At 62.0% G+C, this 21,817-nt stretch carries 7 protein-coding genes; all 7 read right to left on the bottom strand.

Features of this window, described 5'->3' with window-relative positions:
• Positions 1-11 precede the first annotated feature (11 nt).
• Complete coding sequence (locus tag EDF70_RS13505; protein WP_165932026.1) at positions 12-4,364, bottom strand: type I polyketide synthase; 4,353 nt, start codon at positions 4,362-4,364, stop codon at positions 12-14.
• A 349-nt stretch (positions 4,365-4,713) separates the two neighbouring features.
• Positions 4,714-5,769 (bottom strand): OsmC family protein, encoded by a 1,056-nt coding sequence (locus tag EDF70_RS13500; RefSeq protein ID WP_132274189.1) that lies wholly within the window; start codon positions 5,767-5,769, stop codon positions 4,714-4,716.
• Positions 5,766-7,097, bottom strand: a complete 1,332-nt coding sequence (locus EDF70_RS13495) for an aminotransferase class I/II-fold pyridoxal phosphate-dependent enzyme (protein WP_207908252.1) — start codon at positions 7,095-7,097, stop codon at positions 5,766-5,768. The genes EDF70_RS13500 and EDF70_RS13495 overlap by 4 nt, the downstream gene beginning before the upstream one ends.
• Positions 7,078-8,343 (bottom strand): SidA/IucD/PvdA family monooxygenase, encoded by a 1,266-nt coding sequence (locus EDF70_RS13490; protein ID WP_132274186.1) that lies wholly within the window; start codon positions 8,341-8,343, stop codon positions 7,078-7,080. Before EDF70_RS13490 ends, EDF70_RS13495 begins: the two co-directional genes overlap by 20 nt.
• A 14-nt stretch (positions 8,344-8,357) precedes the next feature.
• On the bottom strand, positions 8,358-9,128 hold the full coding sequence (locus EDF70_RS13485; protein ID WP_132274183.1) for an alpha/beta fold hydrolase: 771 nt from the start codon (positions 9,126-9,128) through the stop codon (positions 8,358-8,360).
• Entirely contained in the window at positions 9,125-12,466 is a 3,342-nt protein-coding gene (locus EDF70_RS13480; protein ID WP_132274181.1) for a non-ribosomal peptide synthetase, read from the bottom strand. Before EDF70_RS13480 ends, EDF70_RS13485 begins: the two co-directional genes overlap by 4 nt.
• Positions 12,466-21,567 carry a non-ribosomal peptide synthetase/type I polyketide synthase gene (locus EDF70_RS13475; protein WP_165932025.1) on the bottom strand — a complete coding sequence of 3,034 codons (9,102 nt, stop codon included), beginning with the start codon at positions 21,565-21,567 and terminating at the stop codon, positions 12,466-12,468. The genes EDF70_RS13480 and EDF70_RS13475 overlap by 1 nt, the downstream gene beginning before the upstream one ends.
• Positions 21,568-21,817 lie beyond the last annotated feature (250 nt).

The following is a 21,817-nucleotide window of genomic DNA, read 5'->3' as shown; positions in this document are numbered from 1 at the left end:
GGCGGTTCACCTCAGGCGCTGGCCGACCGGCGCAAAAGCGCCTGCCGCTCGGTATCGGGAAGGGCATGGATGTGCAGATAGGCGAGTGCCGTCTGTTCTGTGCCGTCGAAGGTTTCGAGGCGGCGGGCCAGTTGTTCCGGCGTGCGTGCGGCAAGGAAATCCGGCAGGCCGAATTCGATCTGGAAAACGCGGCGCAGGCGCGACAGCAGCCGGACGGCCAGAATGGAATCGCCGCCGAGCTGAAGAAAATCGTCCGTTGCGGTGATTTCGGGCATGCCCAGTGTCTGCGCAAACAACAGCCGGGAAAAACGCTCCAGCGGCGAACCGTCATTGGCGGCAATCACCCTGCTCTTTGCATCGGGTTTACGAGCAAACCGGGCATTGGCAGCATCGCTGATCTCGCACAGACGATGGTCGAGCGCGCGCGGCGTGACGATCACATGCGGCAGACCGCTGGCAATGATCCGCCACAATGCGGAAAACCCGCGCTCGGGGTCGATCGCCTGCCAGTCTTCACCGGTAAACAGCGCTTTGCCATTCTGCTGCACACCATGGAAAGCGCCTTCGGCCTGCCAGTTATCCCAGCCTATGCTGATGACGGGCATGGGCCGCGCACCCGCTTCGGCCAGAAAATCGAGATAGAGATTGGCGGACATGTAATCCGAATTGCCGTAACCGGATGTCTCGCCGGCAAGGGATGAAAAGGCGACGAGGAAATCCGGCTCGTGCGATGCAAAGATATCGGCAAGAGCGGTCGTTGCATCCACCTTGGCGGCGCGGTTGCCGTCCGTTTCCGCCAGTGTGCGGTCGGCCAGCGTCTGCGTGACATAGCGGCCGGCAAGGTTGAAAATGCCGTTGAGCATTCTGCCTTGTGCCCGCAGATTGCGCGACAGGTCTTCCAGTATGGATCTGTCGGCTGCGGAACCGGTGATGTGGGTCAGGCTGCCGCCCGCTTCGCCATCCGTCACGGTATCGGTCGTCGATGCTGACCGTCCGAGTGTGATGACATTGCAGTTCTTTTGACGCAGCTGTGTTACCAGATGGCGGCCAAGATTGCCGTTGCCGCCGGCAATCAGATATGCGCCACCGTCCTTGATAACATCTCCGGCGATAGTCGGTTCGACGCTGACCGGTTCGATATGGCGCTGCCAGAAACGGCCATTGCGCAGGCCAAGCGAAAGCGCGTGTCTGCCGGCATGCTGGGTGCGCAGCATGTGGATCCGGTCGGTCTCGTTGCGGTTCGGCAGACGGTCGGCATCCAGCCAGCTGGCTTTCACCGCCTCATGTTCGAACGGTATCGCCCGCAGCACGCCGAGCGCCAGCGCCTGTTCCGCATCGGGCTGTTCCGTGCCAATGATCGGCGCCAGTGTTCGTGTGACGAGAATGACGTGATCGATCAGGCCGGCGGGTGCCAAGGTCTGCGCCAACCGCACGAGGCTATCGTCGCCATAGCTCGTTGCAACGGCATTTTCGTCAAACAGCCAGCCGAAAACGCAGGTTGCCGATTGTATGCCACGCATGCGCAGATTTTCGGCAAGACGAGAAAAATCACCGGCATTGCCGGGCCGCAGTCGATAGTTGCCATCGGCTTCCTGAGAATAGGCATTGCCGGGAAGAATGCGGATGCTGCCGTCGAAACCGTCGGAAACCTCGTTCTTCTCGGGCAGGAATAGAAGAAGAGTTTTCTGTTCGGATATTCCCGATTTTCCTGACATGGGCAGGGAATGCCATGTCGGCGCGTGGAACCATTTTTCCAGCGAGAGCGCTTTTGGCTGAAGTGGCACCTGTTCGGTTGCGCGATCCAGTGCCGGCAGGAGATGCGGTATGCGGCGGAAAGGATATCCCGGCAGCGATGCGCGCCGCCACGGTCGCCCGAGCATCAGCAGATCATTGTCGATCGGGTGGCCTTCCACCCAGAGCGCGGCAAGCGCCGTCAGAAGATCGGTCGTCTGGCTGTCCGCGGAGACGAGCATCGGCAGGCATCGCAAACCGGCGGCTTTGGCCGCACCGGTGCAGCTCGTGCCGGGCCCGAGTTCGAGGCAGGTGGCGTTCGGCCAGATCTTCGCGATATTTTCCATGTTGTCGGCAAACATCACGGTCTGGCGCAGGTGCCTGACCCAGTAATCCGGTGTGGCAATGTCGTCCGCATCGGCAATTCTGCCGCTGGTATTGCTGAGCACCGGAATTTTCGGCGTGGAAAAACGAATTTTGGCGCAGGCTTCGGCGAATTCGCTCAAAACCGGATCCATCAGATGCGAATGGAACCCATGCGAAACATCCAGCAAACGGCTTGAAATGCCTTTGCCGGCAAGGTCTGCCGCCAGCTTTTCGATATCGCCTGTTGAACCCGAAATGACGCATCGATCCGGGCGGTTGACCACTGCCAGTGAAAGGCCGTCGTGCAGATAGGGCCGGATGGTCTGCGGGCTGCCCGGAACGGCCAGCATCGCCGCCTCCGGCAGCCGCGACATCAATTGTGCCCGCGCAAAAACGAGATTGAGCGCATCTTCCAGCGAAAACACCCCGGCGATGCAGGCTGCAACATATTCGCCGATACTGTGGCCCAGCAGGGCCGCCGGTTTCAGTCCGGCCGATATCAGGCTGCGGGCCAGCGCATATTCCGTGGCAAACAGCGAAAATTGCGTCACAAGCGTCGGCTTCAGCGCCGTATTGTCATTGCCGAAGATCAGCGGGCGAATATCCTCACCGATCAGCGGCGTTGCGATCGTCGCACAGCGATCGATTGCCTCGCGGAAGGCCGCAAGCGTCTGGTAGAACGGTTTGCCCATGCCGGCGAACTGCGTTCCCTGACCGGGAAACACAAAGACAAGCTCGGAAGGTTCACCCGTGTTTGAGTGGATGACATTACCGCAAGCCAGCTTGGCCGCGGCTTCACCGCGATTGCTAGCGACCATCGCATGTTTGTGGGCGAAGGTTTTGCGGCCGGTCAGCAGCGTGCCGGCATCATCCAGAAGCGATCGGTCTGCGACTTCGCTCCAGAAACCGGCCAGGGCCTGTTCCATGACGGCCAGATCAGCGTCGCTGCGGGCCGACCATGCCAGCAGGACGGGCGCATCACTGGCGGCTGCAACGGATTCCGGTGTGGGACTCGACAGAACGACATGCACGTTGGTTCCGCCAAAACCGAAGGAGCTGACGGCAGCGGTATATGTGGCAGCGGTCGGCAGGTCCGTCAGCCGGTCGCAGATCGCAAACCGGCTGCCGTCAAGTTCCAGAAGCGGATTGGCCGCACCGAAATTCAGCGTCGCCGGCACTCGGCCGGTCTGCACCACCCGGATGGCCTTGATCAGTCCAGCCAGCCCGGCTGCCGCATTGAGGTGGCCGACATTGGCCTTGACCGAACCGATCAGGCAGGGCGTGTTGCCCGCGCCATAGACGGCCCGGATCGCCTCCATCTCGATCGGATCCCCGATCGGCGTGCCTGTGCCATGGGCTTCGATATAGCCGATCTCGGCGGGATCGAGACCGCTGAGCGCCAACGCCTCGCGCAAAACCCGCTTCTGCCCGGATACACTCGGCTGAGTGAAATTGCCGCGTTCCGCGCCATCATTGTTGGCGGCGGAACCTTCGATGATGGCCTGAACGGCATCGCCGTCACGGATGGCGTCTTCCAGCCGCTTCAGCACCAATGCCGCCACGCCGTTTCCGCCGACAATGCCATCGGAACCGGCCGAGAAGGGCGCGATGCGGCCGGTCGGCGACATCGGACCGCCGGGATCTGCGTGATAACCGTCCTCGATATCCATCGAGATCGACACGGCGCCGGCCAGCGCCATCTCTATTTCACCTGACAGCAACGACTGGATGGCCTGATGCACGGCCAGAAGTCCGCTGGAGCAGGCGCTCTGCACCACCACGGCCGGACCCTTGAGGTCGAGATGATGGGCGACGCGTGAGGCCAGAAAATCCTTGTCATTGCCGATCAACATCGCGAAATGCTCGGCGGCGCTGTCGGCATAGCTGCGCAGGCCGACATGTTTGAGCACGTAATCGCCAAATCCGGAGGCGGCAAACACACCGGTTACCTGGTTGGCCCCATTCCCGTAACCGGCATCTTCCATGGCGTGCCAGGCGGTTTCCAGAAACACCCGCTGCTGCGGGTCCATCAGGGCTGCTTCCGACGGTGCAAAGCCGAAAAATTCCGCGTCAAAGCATTCCTTGTCGGCGAGTGCAAAACGCGCGCCGACGACACCGGGATGATCTTCCGCAGGCTTGCTCAGTCCCGACAATCCATCCTCCAGCATCGCCCAGAAGGAGGCGACACTCGGCGCGCCGGGAAAACGTCCGGCCAGGCCAATGATGGCGATGCGCTCGCTCGGTTGCTCCAAAGACTGAGCGCTCACGTGGCTGCACCTTGCCATTTATGGGAGACGGGAAGCGGCGAGAGGGCGGTTTGGGAAATTGAAAGCATGCTTTGCCCCGCTCGTGTGACTGAATGTTCGCATCGCGAAAATGGCCGCGGACGTGTGTTTCTGCGCATGTCACATACTAGGCGGGAGCATTGTTCCTGTCCGGCCAGACGCGGAGCATTCAGTGCCTTTCGCGGAGTGACTTGACGGATGAAAATTTCGGTTTCGGGCTTGGAGGTGAGGCGGATGACGGATCAGCCGAACGCAAAAACCGTCGCGGGTGAAGGCGACGGTTTTGCTGTTGGCGTAGAGGCTATCTGCCTGTCGGTCGCTTCGTGGCCCGTCAGGCCACCCGTTCCAGGCTTGCCGGCGTCGCGTTGACAAAACCCTGCCAGCAGGCCGAGGACTGTTGCGCGCGGGCGAGAAACGCCTGCATCTCTTCCTCCGTATTGTCGCTGACGGCGGAAATCTCGATGACATTGTCCTGCAACTGCACGGCCGACTTGTCGAACAGGTTGAAGCAGCCGCGCATGTCCAGCCGGCACCGCATGGATGCGGACAGTTGGCGTAGCGGTTTGCCTTCCTGTACGCACAGGATCACCAGTTGCTGGGCAAGGTCGGAAAGCACCGCCGCCAGCAGATATTCCTGCGGGTTGGGCGCCTCGTTGAGACCGGCGGCCGGCGCCGGTTGATCAACCGAGAAACGCGCGGGCAGGCTCCAGCTTTCGTCCTGATACTGGCGGTCGCGCAGGCTGACATCGAACTGGGTGGCGTTGCGCCAGGCGATATCGACGCCGAGATGGATCGGCGCATTGGAGCCGGCCTGTGCCGTCGGGTTTGCAGTGCCGTTGACCTTGGCATCATTCGCAGCGCCATTGGCACGGCGGAAATTCGAAGGCAGGTGGCGGTAGGAAACCTCGATCCTGTTCGGCAGCGTCACGGTGATGTAATTGGGCGAAAAACGCGCCACGTTCATCATCATCTGCTTGTATTGCAGCCAGCTGCCGTCTGCGTCGAGATTGACCGAGATGGCGGTATCGGACAGCGCGCCGCCGCTGCGTTTTGTCGCCGTTTCCACCTGCAGCCTGTCGATGGTCAGGCCCTTGTAGGATGCGCCCTGCACGAGAATATTGGCGACGCAGGCACCAAGCCCGGTGGTGAAATAATCGGCCGGGGTCGGCGGCGCCTGCGGGCTCGGATCGTCGTGATGGCTGACGCGAAAGGCGAAATCGCGCCCCAGCCGCTTGCTGCCGAAGCGCAGCGGCCGTGTGTGAATATCCATCGTCAGGCCGCCCAGCCATTCCAGATCGACGCAGTAAAAGATTTCGCCTTCGCCGGCGACCTTGCGGATCTCGTGGACGAGTTCGCTGACGGCGGCGACGTTGATGCCGTTTTTCATTGCTTGATGTCTCCGATTGCGCGCAGTGCCCGGTCGAGATCGGCCTTGAGATCGTCGAGATCCTCGATGCCGACGGACAGGCGCATCAGGCCGGGATTGATGCCGACCTCACGTCGCTGCCGATCGATCAGACTGCTATGGCTGGTGTTGAAGGGCATGCTGATGAGGGATTCGACGCCGCCGAGGCTGGTGGCGGCATGCACGAGTTTCAGCCCTTCCATCAGCTTCAGCCCGGCCTTGTCGCCGCCCTTCACCTCGAAGGACACCATGCCGCCGCTCCCCTTTGTCAGCGCTTCCGCCGCCCACGCATAAGGATAATCCGGCAAAGCCGGGTGGTAGACGCGGGCAATCGCCGGATGCGCCGCCAGCCAATGGGCCAGCGCCTCCGCATTCTCGTTATGCGCGCGCATACGCAGTGCCAGCGTTTTCATGCCGCGCTCGAGAACCGAGCAATCCTGCGGATTGAGGCTGCCGCCGAGCTTCAGCATCTGCGCCCAGATCATGTCGAGATATTTGCGGCTGCCGGCGGCCGTGCCGGCAACCAGATCGCTATGGCCGTTCAGGTATTTCGTGCCGCTATGGATGACCACATGTGCGCCGTCATCGATCGGCGTCAGGCAGCAGGGCGAGAGGAACGTGTTGTCGAGGATCAGGAACAGGTTGCGCTCGGCCGCCAGCTTGGCGAGGCCGCGCACCGGTGCGAATTTCAAAAGCGGATTGGTCAGCGTTTCGAAGAACAGGACCTCGGTATTGTCCTGAACAGCCGCCTCGATTGCCGCGATATCCATCGGATCGACAAAGGTCACCTCGCGGCCGAACTGGTGCATGTCCTCGCGCATCAGATTGTAGCTGCCGCCGTAAAGATCACGCGCCGTGACGATATGGCCGCCGCGATTGGTCAGCGCCAGAAGCGTGGTGCTGATCGCCGCCATGCCGGAGGAAAACACGATGGCGCTTTCGGCATGTTCCAGCGCCGCGATCTTCTCCTGCACGGCCCACTGGTTGGGGTTTCCGTAACGGGTATAGATCGGGTAATCGCGGATCATGCCCTGATCGAAGGCTTCGTAGCTTTCCTTCTGGAACAGGAAGGTGGTGGCCGCAAACACGGGTGTGCCGACGGCACCGGTGATCGGGTCGTTATAGGTGCCGGCATGCACGGCGAGCGTGCCCGTTCCGTGCTGTTTCGGATCGATCACCGTCTGGTTGGTCATCCGAGGCCCGGCATTGCGCGAGCGGGTCAGCTGGTCGGCCCATTCGGTTTTTGCCGAAACGCCGGTCGCCTCGCTGCGGAAGCGCCCGGCCCATTCCTTAAGAATACTCTTTGCCAAGAGGTTCACCTGCTTTTTGTTGGAGTGTCGAGAGAATGCTGTCACAGAGCGCGTCGCCGTCCGGGCCCTGGAAAATGTTGATGCCGACGGGCGCGCCGCGATAGGAGGGCTCGCCGATGTCGGAGCGCATGCGGCCGAAACCTAGGCCGATGCCGAGCAGGCCGGCAAGCGGCCGGCCCTGACTGTCGGCGATATGGCCCGAAGCATCGACATTGACGGCGCTGCCATTGCGGCCAAGCCTGATCGGCCGCTCCGCTGCATCGCTGAAAAGCGGCAGATTGGGCCGGTAGCCGGTGGCGGCGATCACCACGTCGGATATCCGCATGATGTCGGTCACGGCGTCCGCATCGGCGCAGCGTGCGAGGGTGATGTTGGGATGACGTCCGGCGAGGATTTGCTCGTAAAGCAGTTTCGAGCGGGTATAGAGGCCCTGGAAACGAAAAACCCGGCCGCTGGACGGGCAGACATCGCGCACCGGATCAAACGTTTCGCCGGCTTCGCGGGCGAGGTCGGCCGAACGGTGCATGCGGCGGATCGGGGTGCGGTGCGCCAGCGTCAGGTCAAGAGGGCGGCCGGGCAGCGCCTCGATCAGCTTGTGCAGAACGGAAAACGCACTGTGCGATGCGCCGATTACGGTGATGCGCCGCGCATTTTCCGGCAGCAGATCGCCAAGATCGACCGGCCGCAAAACCGTGTCCGAATGGAGAAGCGGAATGCCGCGCTGCTCGGCGATCCGGCGAAGTTCCGGCGGCAGATGTGGTGTGCTGCCGGCAGAAAGAATGGCGAGGCGGCTTTCGACGGTGGAACCGTCCTCGAACCGCATCACCCAGCCGCTACCGGTCTGCACCGTTTCACGCACCATCTGGCCAAGCCGCAATTCGAAATTCGAAAACCGGCCGGCTGCAGTGAGAAAGACCCGACGCAGTTCGGCCGAAAGCATGGCCACCAGTTGCAATGGCGCCGATTGGCTGCCGCGCGCACGAATGAGGCGTGCCGGCATGCTGTCCAGAACCGGCGCAAAAATGCCATCCGGCGAAATGCCGTCGAGGAAATCGCTGGCGTCGGAGTTGGACGGGATATCGTAGTTGATGCCGGAAAACAGCAGCTGCTCGACGCTCGGGCGCCGCTCGTGAATGACGAGGCCGCGTTGCAGCAGGTCAGTCAGGAGGCCATTGCGGTCGGCGCTGACGAGAAAACTCGTACAGGCGGGGCCGAAACCGACAATCTGGCAAAAGGTGCGGGACATGGTCTCTCCTCTTTTCAGGCGCGGCGTCGCGTTTCGGTCTGCCCGGATGCGTGCGGCATCAGGACATCCGCAATGCGCGCCGAGATCGCCTGCACATGCTGGGCGTGGTGGAGGAAGAAATGGTCGCCATCGAGCATCGTGGTCGAAAACGCATCGGCGGACACGTTGCGCCACTGGGCGATGCCCCGCGGTGGCACTTCCGGGTCATCAACACCTCCGAAGACATGCAGGGGGCAGGTGATACGCCGCGCATCACGTTCGGCGCGGATCGCTTCGCTCATGTGAAAGTCGTTGCGGATGATCGGCAGAAGCAGCGCCATCAACTCGCGGTTTTCCAGCACTTCCGAGGGCGATCCGTTGAGCGAGCGCACCTCGGCCAGCAGGTCGTCGTCGCAGAGATGCGCCCGCTGCGGCGCCGGATCCGCGCAAGCCGGGCTGTGTCGGCCGGAAGCGAAGAAGGCAAGCGGCGGCGTTTTTTCCTGCAGCAGCAGGGTCATGCGGTAACCCAGTGCCGCACCGAGGCTGTGGCCGAAAATGGCAAAGGGGCGCTTCATGTGCGGCTTCAATCCTTCGACGATATCGCCCGCCAGACGGTCGGGATCGTTTTCCAGCCGCTCGCCCATGCGCGTGCCGCGCCCCGGATATTCGATCGGTCGCACCGAGATCCACGATGGAAACAGGCGATCCCAGTCGCGATAGACCGCCGAGCTGCCGCCGGCATAGGTCAGGCAGAACAGATCGATGCTCGCGTGAGGCTTTGTGTCCTTGAAGGGGAGGCAGGTCATGAAGCGGCTCCGCTGGTCTGTGATGAGGAAGTGTCGGCCGGCATCTGCGCGGCGATGGCCTGGCGCATTGCGGCCAGCGTCGGTGCGCGGAAAATCGTGACAAGGCCGACCTCGACTCCGAACGTTTTCGAAATGGCCCGCGACAGATGCACGGCCAGCAGTGAATTGCCGCCGCTCTGGAAAAAATCCTCTTCCGGAGAGACAGGCTTGCGCCCGGTGACCTCTGCCCAGAGATCGGCAAGCGGTGCCAGGTCATGCGCAATCGCGGTGGCGGAGGATTTACCGTCTCCGCCAGCCGGCAGGATGGCAGCAACACGTGCAACTGCCGCCTTGCGGTCGCGCTTGCCATTGGCGCTCAGTGGCAGGGTGTCCAGATGAACGATGCGATCCGGCACCATGTATCGCGGCAGACGCTCGCCCAACCACGCACCCAGTTCTGAGGATGGCATCGACCGGCCGGTATAGCAGGCGACCAATATCGGATGGCCGCCCGGCGTCGGCATTGCAAAGACCAGAGCCTGATCGATATCCGGATGCCGCGTGAGGTTGGCTTCCACATCGCCTGCCTCGATACGATGCCCGCCGATTTTGAGCTGAAAATCCTTGCGGCCCAGAAATTCGATCGCGCCATCCGGCAGCATGCGCCCAAGATCGCCAGTACGATACAGGCGGCGACCGCTCTCATGAACCACAAAGCTGGCGGCAGTCTTTTCGGCGTCGTTGAGGTAACCTTCGGCCAGCCCAAACCCTTCGATATGGATCTCGCCGGTTACGCCGATCGGGCAGGTGCGGCCATGGGCGTCAAGCACATGCAATTGCTGGCCGGATAGCCCGAAACCGTAGGGGATCGATTTCCACGCCGGGTCGATTGCCGTGACCGGATAAAAATTCGACCAGATCGACGCTTCGGTGGCGCCGCCGAGGCTGAACAATTTTGCATCCGGAAAATCGACCAGAACCTTTTGTGCAAGCGCCAGCGGAATCCAGTCACCGCTCAGCATGATCGTGCGCAGCGTTTTTAGTGCGCTGACCGGTGCGTCGGTGGACGCAGACAGCGCCATGTCGAGCAGCGCCGGTACCGAATTCCACACGGTCACGCCGTGGCGGGCGCAGGCGGCAAGGGTTGCTGCCGGATCCGGGAACTCGCTGTCGGGCGGCACGACGATGGCGGCGCCTGCGGCCAGCGCGCCCCAGATATCGAAGACGGACAGGTCGAAGCTGAGCGCCGATAGCGCCAGAATGCGATCATCCGCGGTGATGTCGAAACGCCGGTTGATGTCGCGGATGGTGTTAAGCGCCGCGCCATGGGTGATAACCACGCCCTTGGGCAGGCCGGTCGAACCGGATGTGTAGATAATGTAGGCGCGATCGGTAGGACGCGCGAACGCGGACGCAAAGGCCGGGTTTGGCAGTTCAGCAAAAACCTGCGGCGACAGATTGCAGACGCCGTCCGGCAGTACATTCGCCGTTTCGGCAATCAGCCAGCGGCAGCCGCTATGGCGCAGAATGGCATCACGACGCTCGGCCGGCATGCGGCTGTCGATCGGCAACCACACGAGCCCGGCCAAACTGACGCCGATCACGGCGGCGATCTGGTCGGCACCTTTCGGCAAGGCAATCGCGACGATATCGCCAGGTTTTGCAACGCGATTGGTGAGGGTCGCAGCAATTCGCTCAGCCCGGAGGCGTAAATCGTCGTAGGTCAGCGTTTCGTCGTTCGAAAGCAGGGCGATCGCATCCGGCGTGCGGGCGGCTGTGGAAAGGAACACCTGAGGCAGCGTTTCTGCCCTGTCCTGAGCATGGCCGGGGACGAGAGGGGGAAGCGTCGTATCGCTGCCGGCAGGATTACTGTCTATCCATGCCGCCGGGTTTTCGACCAGTCTGTCCAACGCCATTTGATAGTGCTGAAACACTGCTTCCGGCACGCCATCGGCGAAAACCTGTTCGACATAATCCCAGTAATAGATCAGCCCCTCATGGTTCTCGATCACCTGATGGTCCATCCACACCTGCGGCGTGCGCAGATGGCTGCCCAGCAGTTCGAAACGGCTGGTGTGTTCGGCCGGCAGGCTGGGGCGACCGCTGCTGATACCGCTGGTGAACACGAAGGGTGCAGCCGGCGCGTCGGTGTCTGCGGCAAGCTGTAACCGACGGATCAAGGAGACGCCGCTGACCGAAGCATGGGCCAGCCGTTCGGCCATCAATGCCTGAATGCGGCGCGCCTGTTCGGCAAAACTGCCGCCGTCAACGCAGTCGATCAGCGAGGTATTGGAGCAATTGCCGGTCATCTCGCCGATCTGCGGATACGAGAACGGCCGGTAGTTGGCAAGCACGTTCAGGGTGAAATCCGGTTGAGCCGAAAACGGACGCAGCATTGCAGCGTAAAGCGCCAGCATGGCGGCGTTTGCGGTGACGCCATGTTCGGCGGCACGCGCCTTCAATTTTTGCCAGCGTTCGCCATCCAGTTTTCCGGCCAGTCGGCGAAAACTCGACCAGCGTGGCGAATGACCGGTCAGTGGCAGTTGCGGCGGTGGCGGCAGGGCCGGTAGCGTACGATCCCAATATTTCACACTTTCGGGCGCCGATGCCGCCTTGAGCGCCAGCACATAATCGCGATGGCTGAGAAGCGGTGGCGTCTCCTGCGCGCCATCTGGCTCGAACAGGTAGCGCAGCAGATCGCGAAAAATCATCGAGAGTGAAGGCCCGTCGATGGCGATCAGGCGGAAAGCGATCAGAAGGCGGTCGCTGCCGGCCAGCCGCACCAGCGTTGCGGCAAGCGGCGGGCCCTGTTCCAGTGACGGCAGTGTTTCGGGATAGGTTTCGCAGAGGATTTCGAGACGCTTTTCGGCCTCGTCTGCGGAAAGTGCGCGAAAATCCTCGACGGCCAACAGGCAGGGGTTATCGCCCGGCTTCGGTATGACCTGCGTTCCGTTCGCAAGAAAGCGCGCGGTCATCACTTCGTGGCGGGTCTGTAGGCGAAACAATGCCTGCTGAACAACGTCCGGCTCAATGTGTTCGAAACGGCAATGATGGAAGAAGCAGGGGATGGCGGATTGCGCATAACCGCCATGCTCGCCGACCCAATAGGCCTGCTGCAGATCCGTCATCGGATAGGGCTGGTGGCGGGCGTCCGGCTGCGCGGTGATTGTCGCCGCTTCGCGAGAAAGCTCGCTGATCAGCACAGTCTTGTGATGACCGAGCGCGGAACGCAGCGCTGCCGTCATCTTGCCCTGCGGGGCGGCATACCGCAGTTCTCCATCCGCCACCCACAGGCGGATGCGGTTTTCCTGCATCTGCCGCTGCAATTCGGCGAGCGTCATCGGGGCTACAGCTTCCATCAGATAACTCCGCTTTCGAAGGCTTCGTCGTCTTCCAGCGCCCCCTCTTTACCGGCGATTTCGGCAATCAGACGGGCCTGATCCTTCAGGAGTGGGTTGCGCAGCAGAGAGGCGAGATCAGGTGCGGTGCCAAAATGATGCTGCAGCAGGCTCGAAAGCCGCGTCATCAGCAGTGAATCCCCGCCAAGCACGAAGAAATTTGCCGATGCCGAGATGATTTGCTGACCCAGAATTTCCTGCCAGAGACCGGCAAGCCGGGTCTGCAAACCTTCGGCCAGCGGATCCTCGCTCTGCTCGGGCGGCTGCACTTCCAGCTCGACGGCCTGTTGCAGGCGTGTGCGATCCACCTTGCCGTTCAGCGTCAGCGGCATGGCGGAAAGCTGGTGCCAGCGCTGCGGCACCATGTAATCCGGTAGCTTTGCCTTCAGCCAGATATCGAGTTCGGCATGGTCGATCACGGTCACTGTCGCTGCATTCTGGGCGAGGATTACGTGATAGTTCATGCGCTCGACCGGATTGCCGGGTTTCGGCAAGGCGGCCTGCAGGGCAAAGCCTGCGCCGCCGAGCACCGTCTGCCAGCGGCTTGCATCAAGCATAGGCAGGTTGGTTTCCAGCCGCTCGTCCTCGTAATGGCTCAGCCCCTCGACAAAACCGAGGCTGACCAGCTGGAAGCGCGGATTGCGGGTGCCTTCGACGAGAAGCAGATGACCCGATGGTTTCAAAAGAGAACGCACCAGCCGGCTGCTGCGATTGACGTCCGCCGCATCGTGCAGAACGTTGGCGCCGATGATGAGGTCGTAGGAACCGAGGTCAAACCCCTGCAGGGCCGGATCCTGGTTGATGTCGAACAGGCCGAAATGCATCTGCGGCCAGTCAGCGAACATCTTTTGCGCATTGTCGAGGAAGTAGCGCGACAGGTCGGTGAAGGCGTAGGTGAAGTTTTCGTGCGGCAGGGCCTTGAGGATATCATGCGTGACGCTGCCGATACCCGCACCGAATTCGAGAATGCGGATCGTGCGGTCGGGGTCGGCATCTTCGAACAGGCCGCGCACCGTTTCGCCAGCGACGATGTTGAAATGTTTCGAAACGGGGTTTTCGCGGTACCAGCTTTCGACGAAATCGGTGCGGCCACCTTCGAACATCAGTTCCAGCGGATTGAGCCGGCCTTGCAACAGCGCCTGCGGCTCGGCGATGCAGCGCTCGTAAAGCGACCAGATGCGGCGGTCATAATCGGCACCCTGCGTGGCGCGGGCGGCGATACGGGCCTTCAGGGATGGCAGCCGTTCGGCAAGGGCAATACGATCGGTGGCGCGATAGGTGGCGCCGCTCCGTTGCAGATAGCCATCGCTTTCAAGCACATCGAGCCAGCTGACGAACAGCTTTTTGTATTTCTCGATCACCTTCAGCGAGGCGATGAGATCGCCAGTCGTGGCCGTATCACCGGCAGTGCAGAAATGTCCCGCCGCCTGCATGGTCGCCAGCATCACCCAGGTGCTGAGCTGTTCCATATTGTCGAAATGGCTGCCGTAGTCGTCGAGATTGAAATCCTCCGACAGGTCGTTGCAGGCCCAGTCTCCCACCGTCAGCGCACGGTGCCAGCCATTGTCGCCGTCACTATGCGAACCGTTCGCCGGTGCGTCGCTGGAAGGGGTGAAGTACCCATGCAACTGCTTCAGCGGCGACCCGCCATAGATGACGGCGGCATCGGCGATGTGAGAATGTTCGCCCAGTACGGCCTCGATCTCGCTCGGCTCGATGCGCATGCCGCTGATCTTCAGCTGGCTGTCGATGCGCCCGACGATCTCGATTTCGCCATCCGGGTTCAGCCTGCCGAGGTCGCCGGTATGGAACAGTTTTTCGCTGCTGGACGCGTGGATGCGGTAGCGTTCCGCCGTGCGAACCTCGTCGCCCCAATAACCGAGCGACATGGCCAGACCGCCGGTGCAGATTTCGCCGACCACACTGATCGGGCAATCCTGCCCCGCGGTGTTGAGGATGCGGCATGTCTGGTTTTCGAGCGGACGGCCGTAAGGGATTTTTGTCCAGGCCGGATCGATCTGCTTCAGGTGGTAGTAGGCCGAGACGATGGCGGTTTCGGTTGGCCCGCCGATGCTGTGGATCTCGCATGTCGGCCACAACGCTTTCAGGCGGCGCACCAGCTCCAGCGGGATCCAGTCGCCGCCCATCATCACATGGCGCGGGGCTGGAAGATCGATCTGGCGCAGCGCCTGCGCATCGAGCAGCATGGAGACGAAGGCCGGAACGGCGTTGATGATGGTCGGCCGGTGCTCGCAAACGAGATCGAGCCAATGCATGGCATCCTTGGAGCGGTCCTGATCCGGAAGCACGATCGCGCCTCCGGTTGCCATCATCGCGTAGATGTCGAACACCGACATGTCGTGGTGGAAGGCCGATAGCGACAGCGTGCGGTCGCGTTCGGTGACGCCAAGTCGGCGGATCAGCGCGGAGATCGTGTTGAGCGGGCCGCGGTGATCGAGCATGGCGCCCTTGGGCTGGCCGGTCGTTCCGGATGTGTAGATGATATAGGCGAGGTCTTTTTCGGTCTGGCGCTGTTCCGGCGTCGTATCGGGCAGATCCGTGACCGAAAGACTGGCCAGATCGATACGCAAAAATTCTGCCGGAAGGGTAGGTGCCGGGCCATGGGTCAGCACGGCAAAGGGCGAAAGATCCTGCAGGATGGCGATCAGCCGCTCGTTTTCGTAATCGCCGTTGACGGGTACATAGCAGCCGCCGGCAGCCTGAATGGCGAGCGCCGACAGAACCGCATCCGGCTGGCGGGGCATGACGACCGCGACCGGCTGCGATGGCTGAAGACCGAGGGCGATCAGGTGGTTGGCAAGGCGGTTCGCATCCGTCCGCAGAGAGGCGTAGGTGCGATCACCTTGTGGGCTGAAGATGGCGGTGTTGGCGGCCATGGCACTCGCCGAGTGCTGCAGCAGATCCGGCATCAACACGCCTTGCGGCCGCTCCGCAATCGTCTGGGTGCTTGCCGCCAGAAGGCGATCCGTCTCGGGGCGCATGTCGGGCACGAGCGCCCCCCAGAGCGTGTCATCCACAGCCAGCTTCTGCAGGAAATCCGTGTAGGCGCGGAACATGCCGTCGATCATGCGTGGTTCAAAAAGGTCGTCGGCAATGAACCAACGGGTGACCAGCGCACCGCCATATTCGGTTGCCTGATAATCGAGCCAGACCTGCGGCGTCTGGTTGATCTGAAACACCTGACGACTGGTCAGTGGCCAGTCGGCGCGGTTCGGATCGTCAAAGTCCATGCCGATCATGCTGGTAAAAACGACCGGCATGTCGATGCCATCGGCGCCCCCATTGCGCTGGCGGCCGAGTTCTCGCATCAGGCGGATGCCGTTGAATTCGCGGTGGGCCAATGCCTGCCAGAGGTCGTTCTGGGTGCGCTTGGCCGCGTCGATGAAGTTTTCCTGGCCGCGTGCCTCGACCGGCAGAAGCATCAGCGAGGTAAAATCGCCGCAAATGTCCATCACCTGCCGATGCACGTTCTTGCGGTTGAAATAGGTGACGTTGAGGGTGAATTCCGGCGCCTTGCTATAGGTCGCAAGCACCTGGCTGAAGGCGGTCAGAAGCGCACCACTGGCGGTCAGGCCGCACTCGGACGCCTTCGCCTGGAATTGCTTCCAGTGGGAGGACGAAAGCCGATGATCAAGCGTGCGGAAAGTCGGGCGGGCAACCTCTTCCGGCTTGCGACGCAGCGGCAGTTCCGGCGCCAGCGGGAATGTTTCGAGTTTTTCCAGCCAGAAATCGCGGGCCTTGTCCCATGCCGGTCCCTGACGCGCGGCATCTTCGGCCAGCACATAGTCGCGGAAAGACAGCGAGAGGTCGGGCAGTGAAGCTTCCGGGTTTGCCAGCAGCGTTGCCAGTTCGCCAAACACGACGCGAAAACTCTGGATGTCGAAGACGAGCAGATCCATGTCGAGATGGATGCGTGTCGCGCCACCCGGAAGATGGCTGGTGGTCAGTTCGAACAACGGCCAGACCTGCGGATCGAACACCTGATAGGACATCCGCTCGCGGATCCCGTTCAGGGTCTCCTCACGCTCCTGTTCGCAAAGTACTGTCAGATCGCGTTGCGTGATCTCGTAGTGCGGTGCCTTTTTCAGGATCTGCTGCTGACCGGCGGGCGTGATCACGCAGCGCATCATTTCGTGGCGAGCGATCAGCCGGTTCCACGCGGTTTCGAGGGCTGAGACGTTCAGATCGTCGAGTTCGATTTCCAGATATTCATGGCAGGAAACGGCTCCGAGCCGCATGCCGCCCTTGCGGCCGACCCAGAAGGCCTGCTGCAGATCGGTCAGCGGGAAGGGTTCGAAACGTTCCTCCGGCCGGTCGATGATCTCGATATTGCCCTTAGCCAACTGACGCGAGAAATCGATGTCGTCGGTGGTTTTTTCCGTGAGGCCGGCAATATGCGCGGAGAGTGCGGCGATGGTGCCATACTCGTAACCGGCAGTCGGTGGCAGTGACAGGTTGAAGCGGCCGTTGATGATGTGAACGAGTTCGAGGAAGACCAGTGAGTCGACGCCTTGTTCGGTCAGCGGTCGGTCGATGTCGAGAGCATCGCTGTCGAATTTCAGCCGCTTGCCGATGATCGCGCGCAGATAGGCGGCGATTTTTTCCGACCGTTCGGATTCGGAAAGGCCATCGAGCGTGAGTTCGAATTCCACCTCTTCCCTGGCTTCATTGCGGGTATCGAGAAGCGGGCGCAGCAGGCTGCGGGTGGCCGGCATGCCGCCGGTCGCCGCGGCAAGCGCTACGGCATCGACCGAGATCGGTACGAGGCCGGTGACGCCGTCCTTCAGAAGACCATTCATGATGGCAAAGCCGGTTGCCGCCGGGATGGGCTTGAGGCTGGTCTTGCCCAGCTGTTCCAGTTTTTCCGCGCGGCGGTCCATGGCGAACTGGCCCCAGGCAATCGAGAGTGCCGGCACGCCCTGATCGCGCAGGTGCTGGGCAAAGGCATCCTGCCAGGCATTGGCGACATTATAGGCCGCGCCCGGCATGGCCAGCAGCGAGGCGGCTGAGCTGAACAGGCAAAATAGCGCCAGCGGCTGGTCGGAAACTGCCTGATAGAGAGCAAGGCTGCCTTCGATTTTCACGGTGACGCCGGTGGCAAAGCGTTCCAACGTTTCTTCCGAGAGAAGTGCACTTCCCCCGGCATGGGCGGTATGAAAAACCTGCCCGATCGACACGCCGAGATTTGTGACGGCGGCGCGCAGATCTGCTGCATCGGTCAGGCTGGCATGAAGCATGTCGACAGTCGTGCCGCGAGCCTTCAGTTCAGCAATGCAGGCTTCCTGCGCGGCATCCGGTGCGCGGTGCAGGATGATGACAAGATGCCGGCATCCCTGATTGGCCAGCCAGAAAGCGAGTTCCCGCCCGACAGCCCCGAAACCGGCGATCAATGTGGCCGGACGGCTGCCCCAGTCGATAGGGCTGTGATCTTCGCGCGCGATGGCGGCCTCGATGGCCGGCTCGTAAAGTTTGCCGCCACGCAATGCCAATGTGGTGCCAAGATCATGGAGATGATCGAGATGACCGGTCAGCGCTTCGATATCCTTGCCATCGGCAATGTCCACGCAGGTCATCGGCAGATGCGGGTGTTCATTGCGAAGGCTGCGCCAAAGCTGCATGGTGGCCCAGTTCGGGCCGGCCGGATTTCCGGTCTGCGGATCGCAGGCATTGGCGACAAGCGTGGTGATGCGGCACGCAGGATGCGCCAGTCCATGACGCAGCCAACCGAGGGCGCGGTTAAGCGCAGCGGTTACCGCCGTTGTGCCGACAGTGAATTCCGTCGCATCGCCAAGCGCGCGGCAATCGATGATCTGGCTGAACGCTCCGTCGAGTGGCTGGCCGCTCTGCAGGACATTATGGCCGATCCACCTGCCCATGGCCGCGATTTCATCGGCGACCGCGCCGTCTCCGACGATCAGCCATTCTTCGCGCGTGGCGATGGAGGATGCGCTGAGTTTCTGCTGGTAAAGGCGCGCCACCTCGTTCCAGCGCCACTGCCACAGCTGCACCGGCATCTGTTCGGCAGCGATTTCCGGCTCACCCATGTCCAGCCAGGCGACGCAGCGTCTGCCGTCCGACAGAAATACGCGGCCCTCAACCTCACGGACGTCGCTGGCCTGACGCCAGTCAGCGGAAAGCCATGCTGTCGCTATGGTGTTGCCCGCTGCGGTCGCCGCCGCCAGCCAGTCCGCTAGCGGTGTCGTTGCGGCAGTCGGCAATGCCGGGGCGGCGGCCGGACGATATTCGGCCTCTACCGCGCCGGCTGCCAATGCGAGCGCCAGCTTGCCATGCCCGAGGAAGCCGCGGTGATCCGTCCCGGCCAAAGGCCTTGCCGTGATCGGCAGTGGCCGTTCGAAACCGAATTGAACAGCGGCTTTGCGCGCTGAGAATGGTGCCCTGAGGGGAGCGAACAGGGTTTCCAGAGCCGATTTGTTCTCTGTCGGCCGGGCTGTTTTCGGCAATGTCTCCGGCCAGATGCGCGTTCCCATCAGGCTGACCGGCGGCAGGCTGGCCAGACCGAAATTGCGCGAACGGTAGTGATTTTCGAGCGGTGCTTCATGCCCCAGCCGGTAAAGCGCAGCGATCACGGATGCCGGATCGTCAGCGCTTTTTGCGGTGAGCGCTGCCGCCGACGCGGGGATATCGCAAGCGGTCAGCAGCCTGGAGAAACTGGCATCCGGGCCGATCTCGATCACCTGATCGATATCGAGATCGGCAAGACGCTGGGCGGCATCAAGGAAACGGACAGGTTCGCGCAGCTGGCGATACCAGTAATCGGCATCAAGCGAGCCGGGATTTAGCAGGTCCGCCGTCAGCGTAGAAAGCATGTCGCATTCGGGCGCGCCGAAATCCGCAACCGGGCATGCCGCCTTGAACGGCATTTCGATCGCTTCCATGGTTGCCGAGTGAAACGCCCGGTTCACACCAAGCCGGCGATGCGCGACCTTGCGTTCCGTCAATTCGATCGACAGCGTGTCGATCTCTGCAATACGGCCACTGAGGCTGAAACGATCCGGGCCGTTGATGGCGGCAATGCCGATGCCCGGATGGTTCTGCAAAACCGCCTCAAGCTCCGCTTGCGGGAGCGAGAGAGCCAGCATGGCGCCGGCTTCGGTTGCATTTTCCATCAGGCGAGCGCGCATCGCCACCAGCCTTATGGCATCATGGAGTGCCAGCATGCCGGCCGTGACGGCGGCGGCAAATTCGCCGACGGAATGGCCAAAGACGAGATCGGGTCGCAGATCCCAGTCGATCAGCATCTGTGAGAAGGCATAATGCCAGGAAAACAGGGCAGGCTGGGTATAGAGCGTGCGGTCGAGGTCGGCGGCCCTTGCCGGATCATTGATCACGTCATCTAGGTCTTCGATGCCGTTTGCAGCAAAACCGGCAACGCAGGTATCGAAAGCCTCCCGGAAGGACGGGTTTTCGTCCCGCAACCGCTTGCCCATCGCCGTGAACTGGCTGCCCTGACCGCTGAACATCCATGCGACGCGACCGCCCGCCGATGCGCGCATCGGCTTGATGGCGGACATTGCGGCCTTCAGTTCTTCCGCAGTGCGGCCAGTGACGGCGGCTCGATAAGGATAATGCTGGCGGCGCAGCGCCGCAGTCGCGCATTGCGCAGCAAGTCCGCTGTCGTCAAGCGTTTGCACAAGTGCCGGCAATCCATGCTGAAGCGCTGCTTCGCTGTGGGCGGACCAGACGAGGATATGGTCTTCGCAATCCGATCGGTCCGTCGCGCCTTCTGAAACGCCCGGCTCGGCGACAATCATGTGGCAATTGGTGCCGCCGATACCGAAGGAACTGACGGCGGCGATACGGCGCTCGAAGCGATCCGGCCACGCTGTCGTTTCTTCGGCAGGCTGAAACGGCGTATTGGGAAAGCCGATACGCGGATTATGAGGAGTGCTGTGGAGGCTTGTCGGAATGGCCGCGGATTTGACCGCAAGCACCGTCTTGATCAGGCTCGCGATGCCGGCGGCGGTATCGAGATGTCCGACATTGCCCTTCACCGAACCGATCGCAATGGTCTGCGGCTTCACCTCGGCGGCGCGATAGATTTCGGAAATTGCGTCGATCTCTACCGGATCACCAAGGGGAGTGCCGGTGCCATGCGCCTCCAGCATTCCGATTTCGATCGGCGAAACGCCGCTGCGGGATAGCGCTTCGCGGATGGCGCGCTGCTGGCCGGCACGACCGGGCGCGGTGTAACCGATCTTGGCGCTGCCGTCATTGGAGACGGCCGAGCCGAGGATGACGGCATGCACGACATCACCGCCCCGTTGCGCCTCCGCCAGTCTTTTCAGCGCAACAAGGCCCAGCCCATTGCCGGCCACGATGCCGGTGCCTTCGGCGCTGAACGGCCGGCAATGACCGTCTTCTGAAAAGATCATGCCCTGCTGGCGAAAATACCCGCTGCCCTGCGGGAAGGAGATCGCCACGCCACCGGCAAGGGCTGCGTCGCATTCGCGTCTCAGCAGGCTTTCGATGGCCTGATGCACGGCAACAAGCGAACTGGAGCAAGCTGTCTGCACCGTCATGGCCGGGCCGGTCAGGTTGAGTTTGTAGGCGGCGCGGGTGACGAGGTAATCCTTGTCATTGCCCATCAGCTGCTGAAAACTGTCGGTGCGGGTGATTTCCTCGGCGCGGATGGGCGGCAGCAGCGACTGGTATGTGCTCTGGCGGCAACCGGCAAACGCACCGATCTTGAGATCGCTGCGCGTCAGGTTGGCAATATCCATCAGTTTCCGGCATTCCTCCAGAAACAGTCGGTGCTGCGGGTCCATCAGCTCGGCTTCGCGTGGCGAATAACCGAAAAAGGCGTGATCGAACCTGTCTGCATCCGCAACCACCGTACCGGCATTCACGTAGTCCGGGTTTTCGAGAAGCGAGGGATCTATGCCCTGCCGTTCCATCTCGGCAGGTTCGAGCGGTCGCACTGCCTCGTGGTCGCCGGTCAGGTTGCGCCAGAAGGTGGCGATATCCGGCGCATCGGGAAAGCGGCAGGTCATTCCTATGATCGCGATGGGTTCAGCAGTCACGGCAACCTCCAGCATTACGGCACTCGTCTGCGCACCATCATGGCGATGGCGGCATTGTCTTCTCCCTTAGACACCGAACCATCCGTTGGTGACCGCTCCGCTGAGGAGCCAATTCAGCCGAATGCGGAGTTTAGCGGCAGGCGCGGCTTGCCCACCGTGCCCATTGTCTGGCGAGAAGGATGCAGATGGAGAACGCGGGCAGGGGCGCTCGCGAGCAATGCGATCGGCTGGAATGTTGCCGTGTAGAACC

This window comes from Neorhizobium sp. JUb45 (assembly GCF_004343585.1).
Taxonomy (GTDB): domain Bacteria; phylum Pseudomonadota; class Alphaproteobacteria; order Rhizobiales; family Rhizobiaceae; genus Neorhizobium.
Note: the sequence above shows the minus strand (reverse complement) of the source record. Positions and strands in the feature narration are given on the sequence as shown.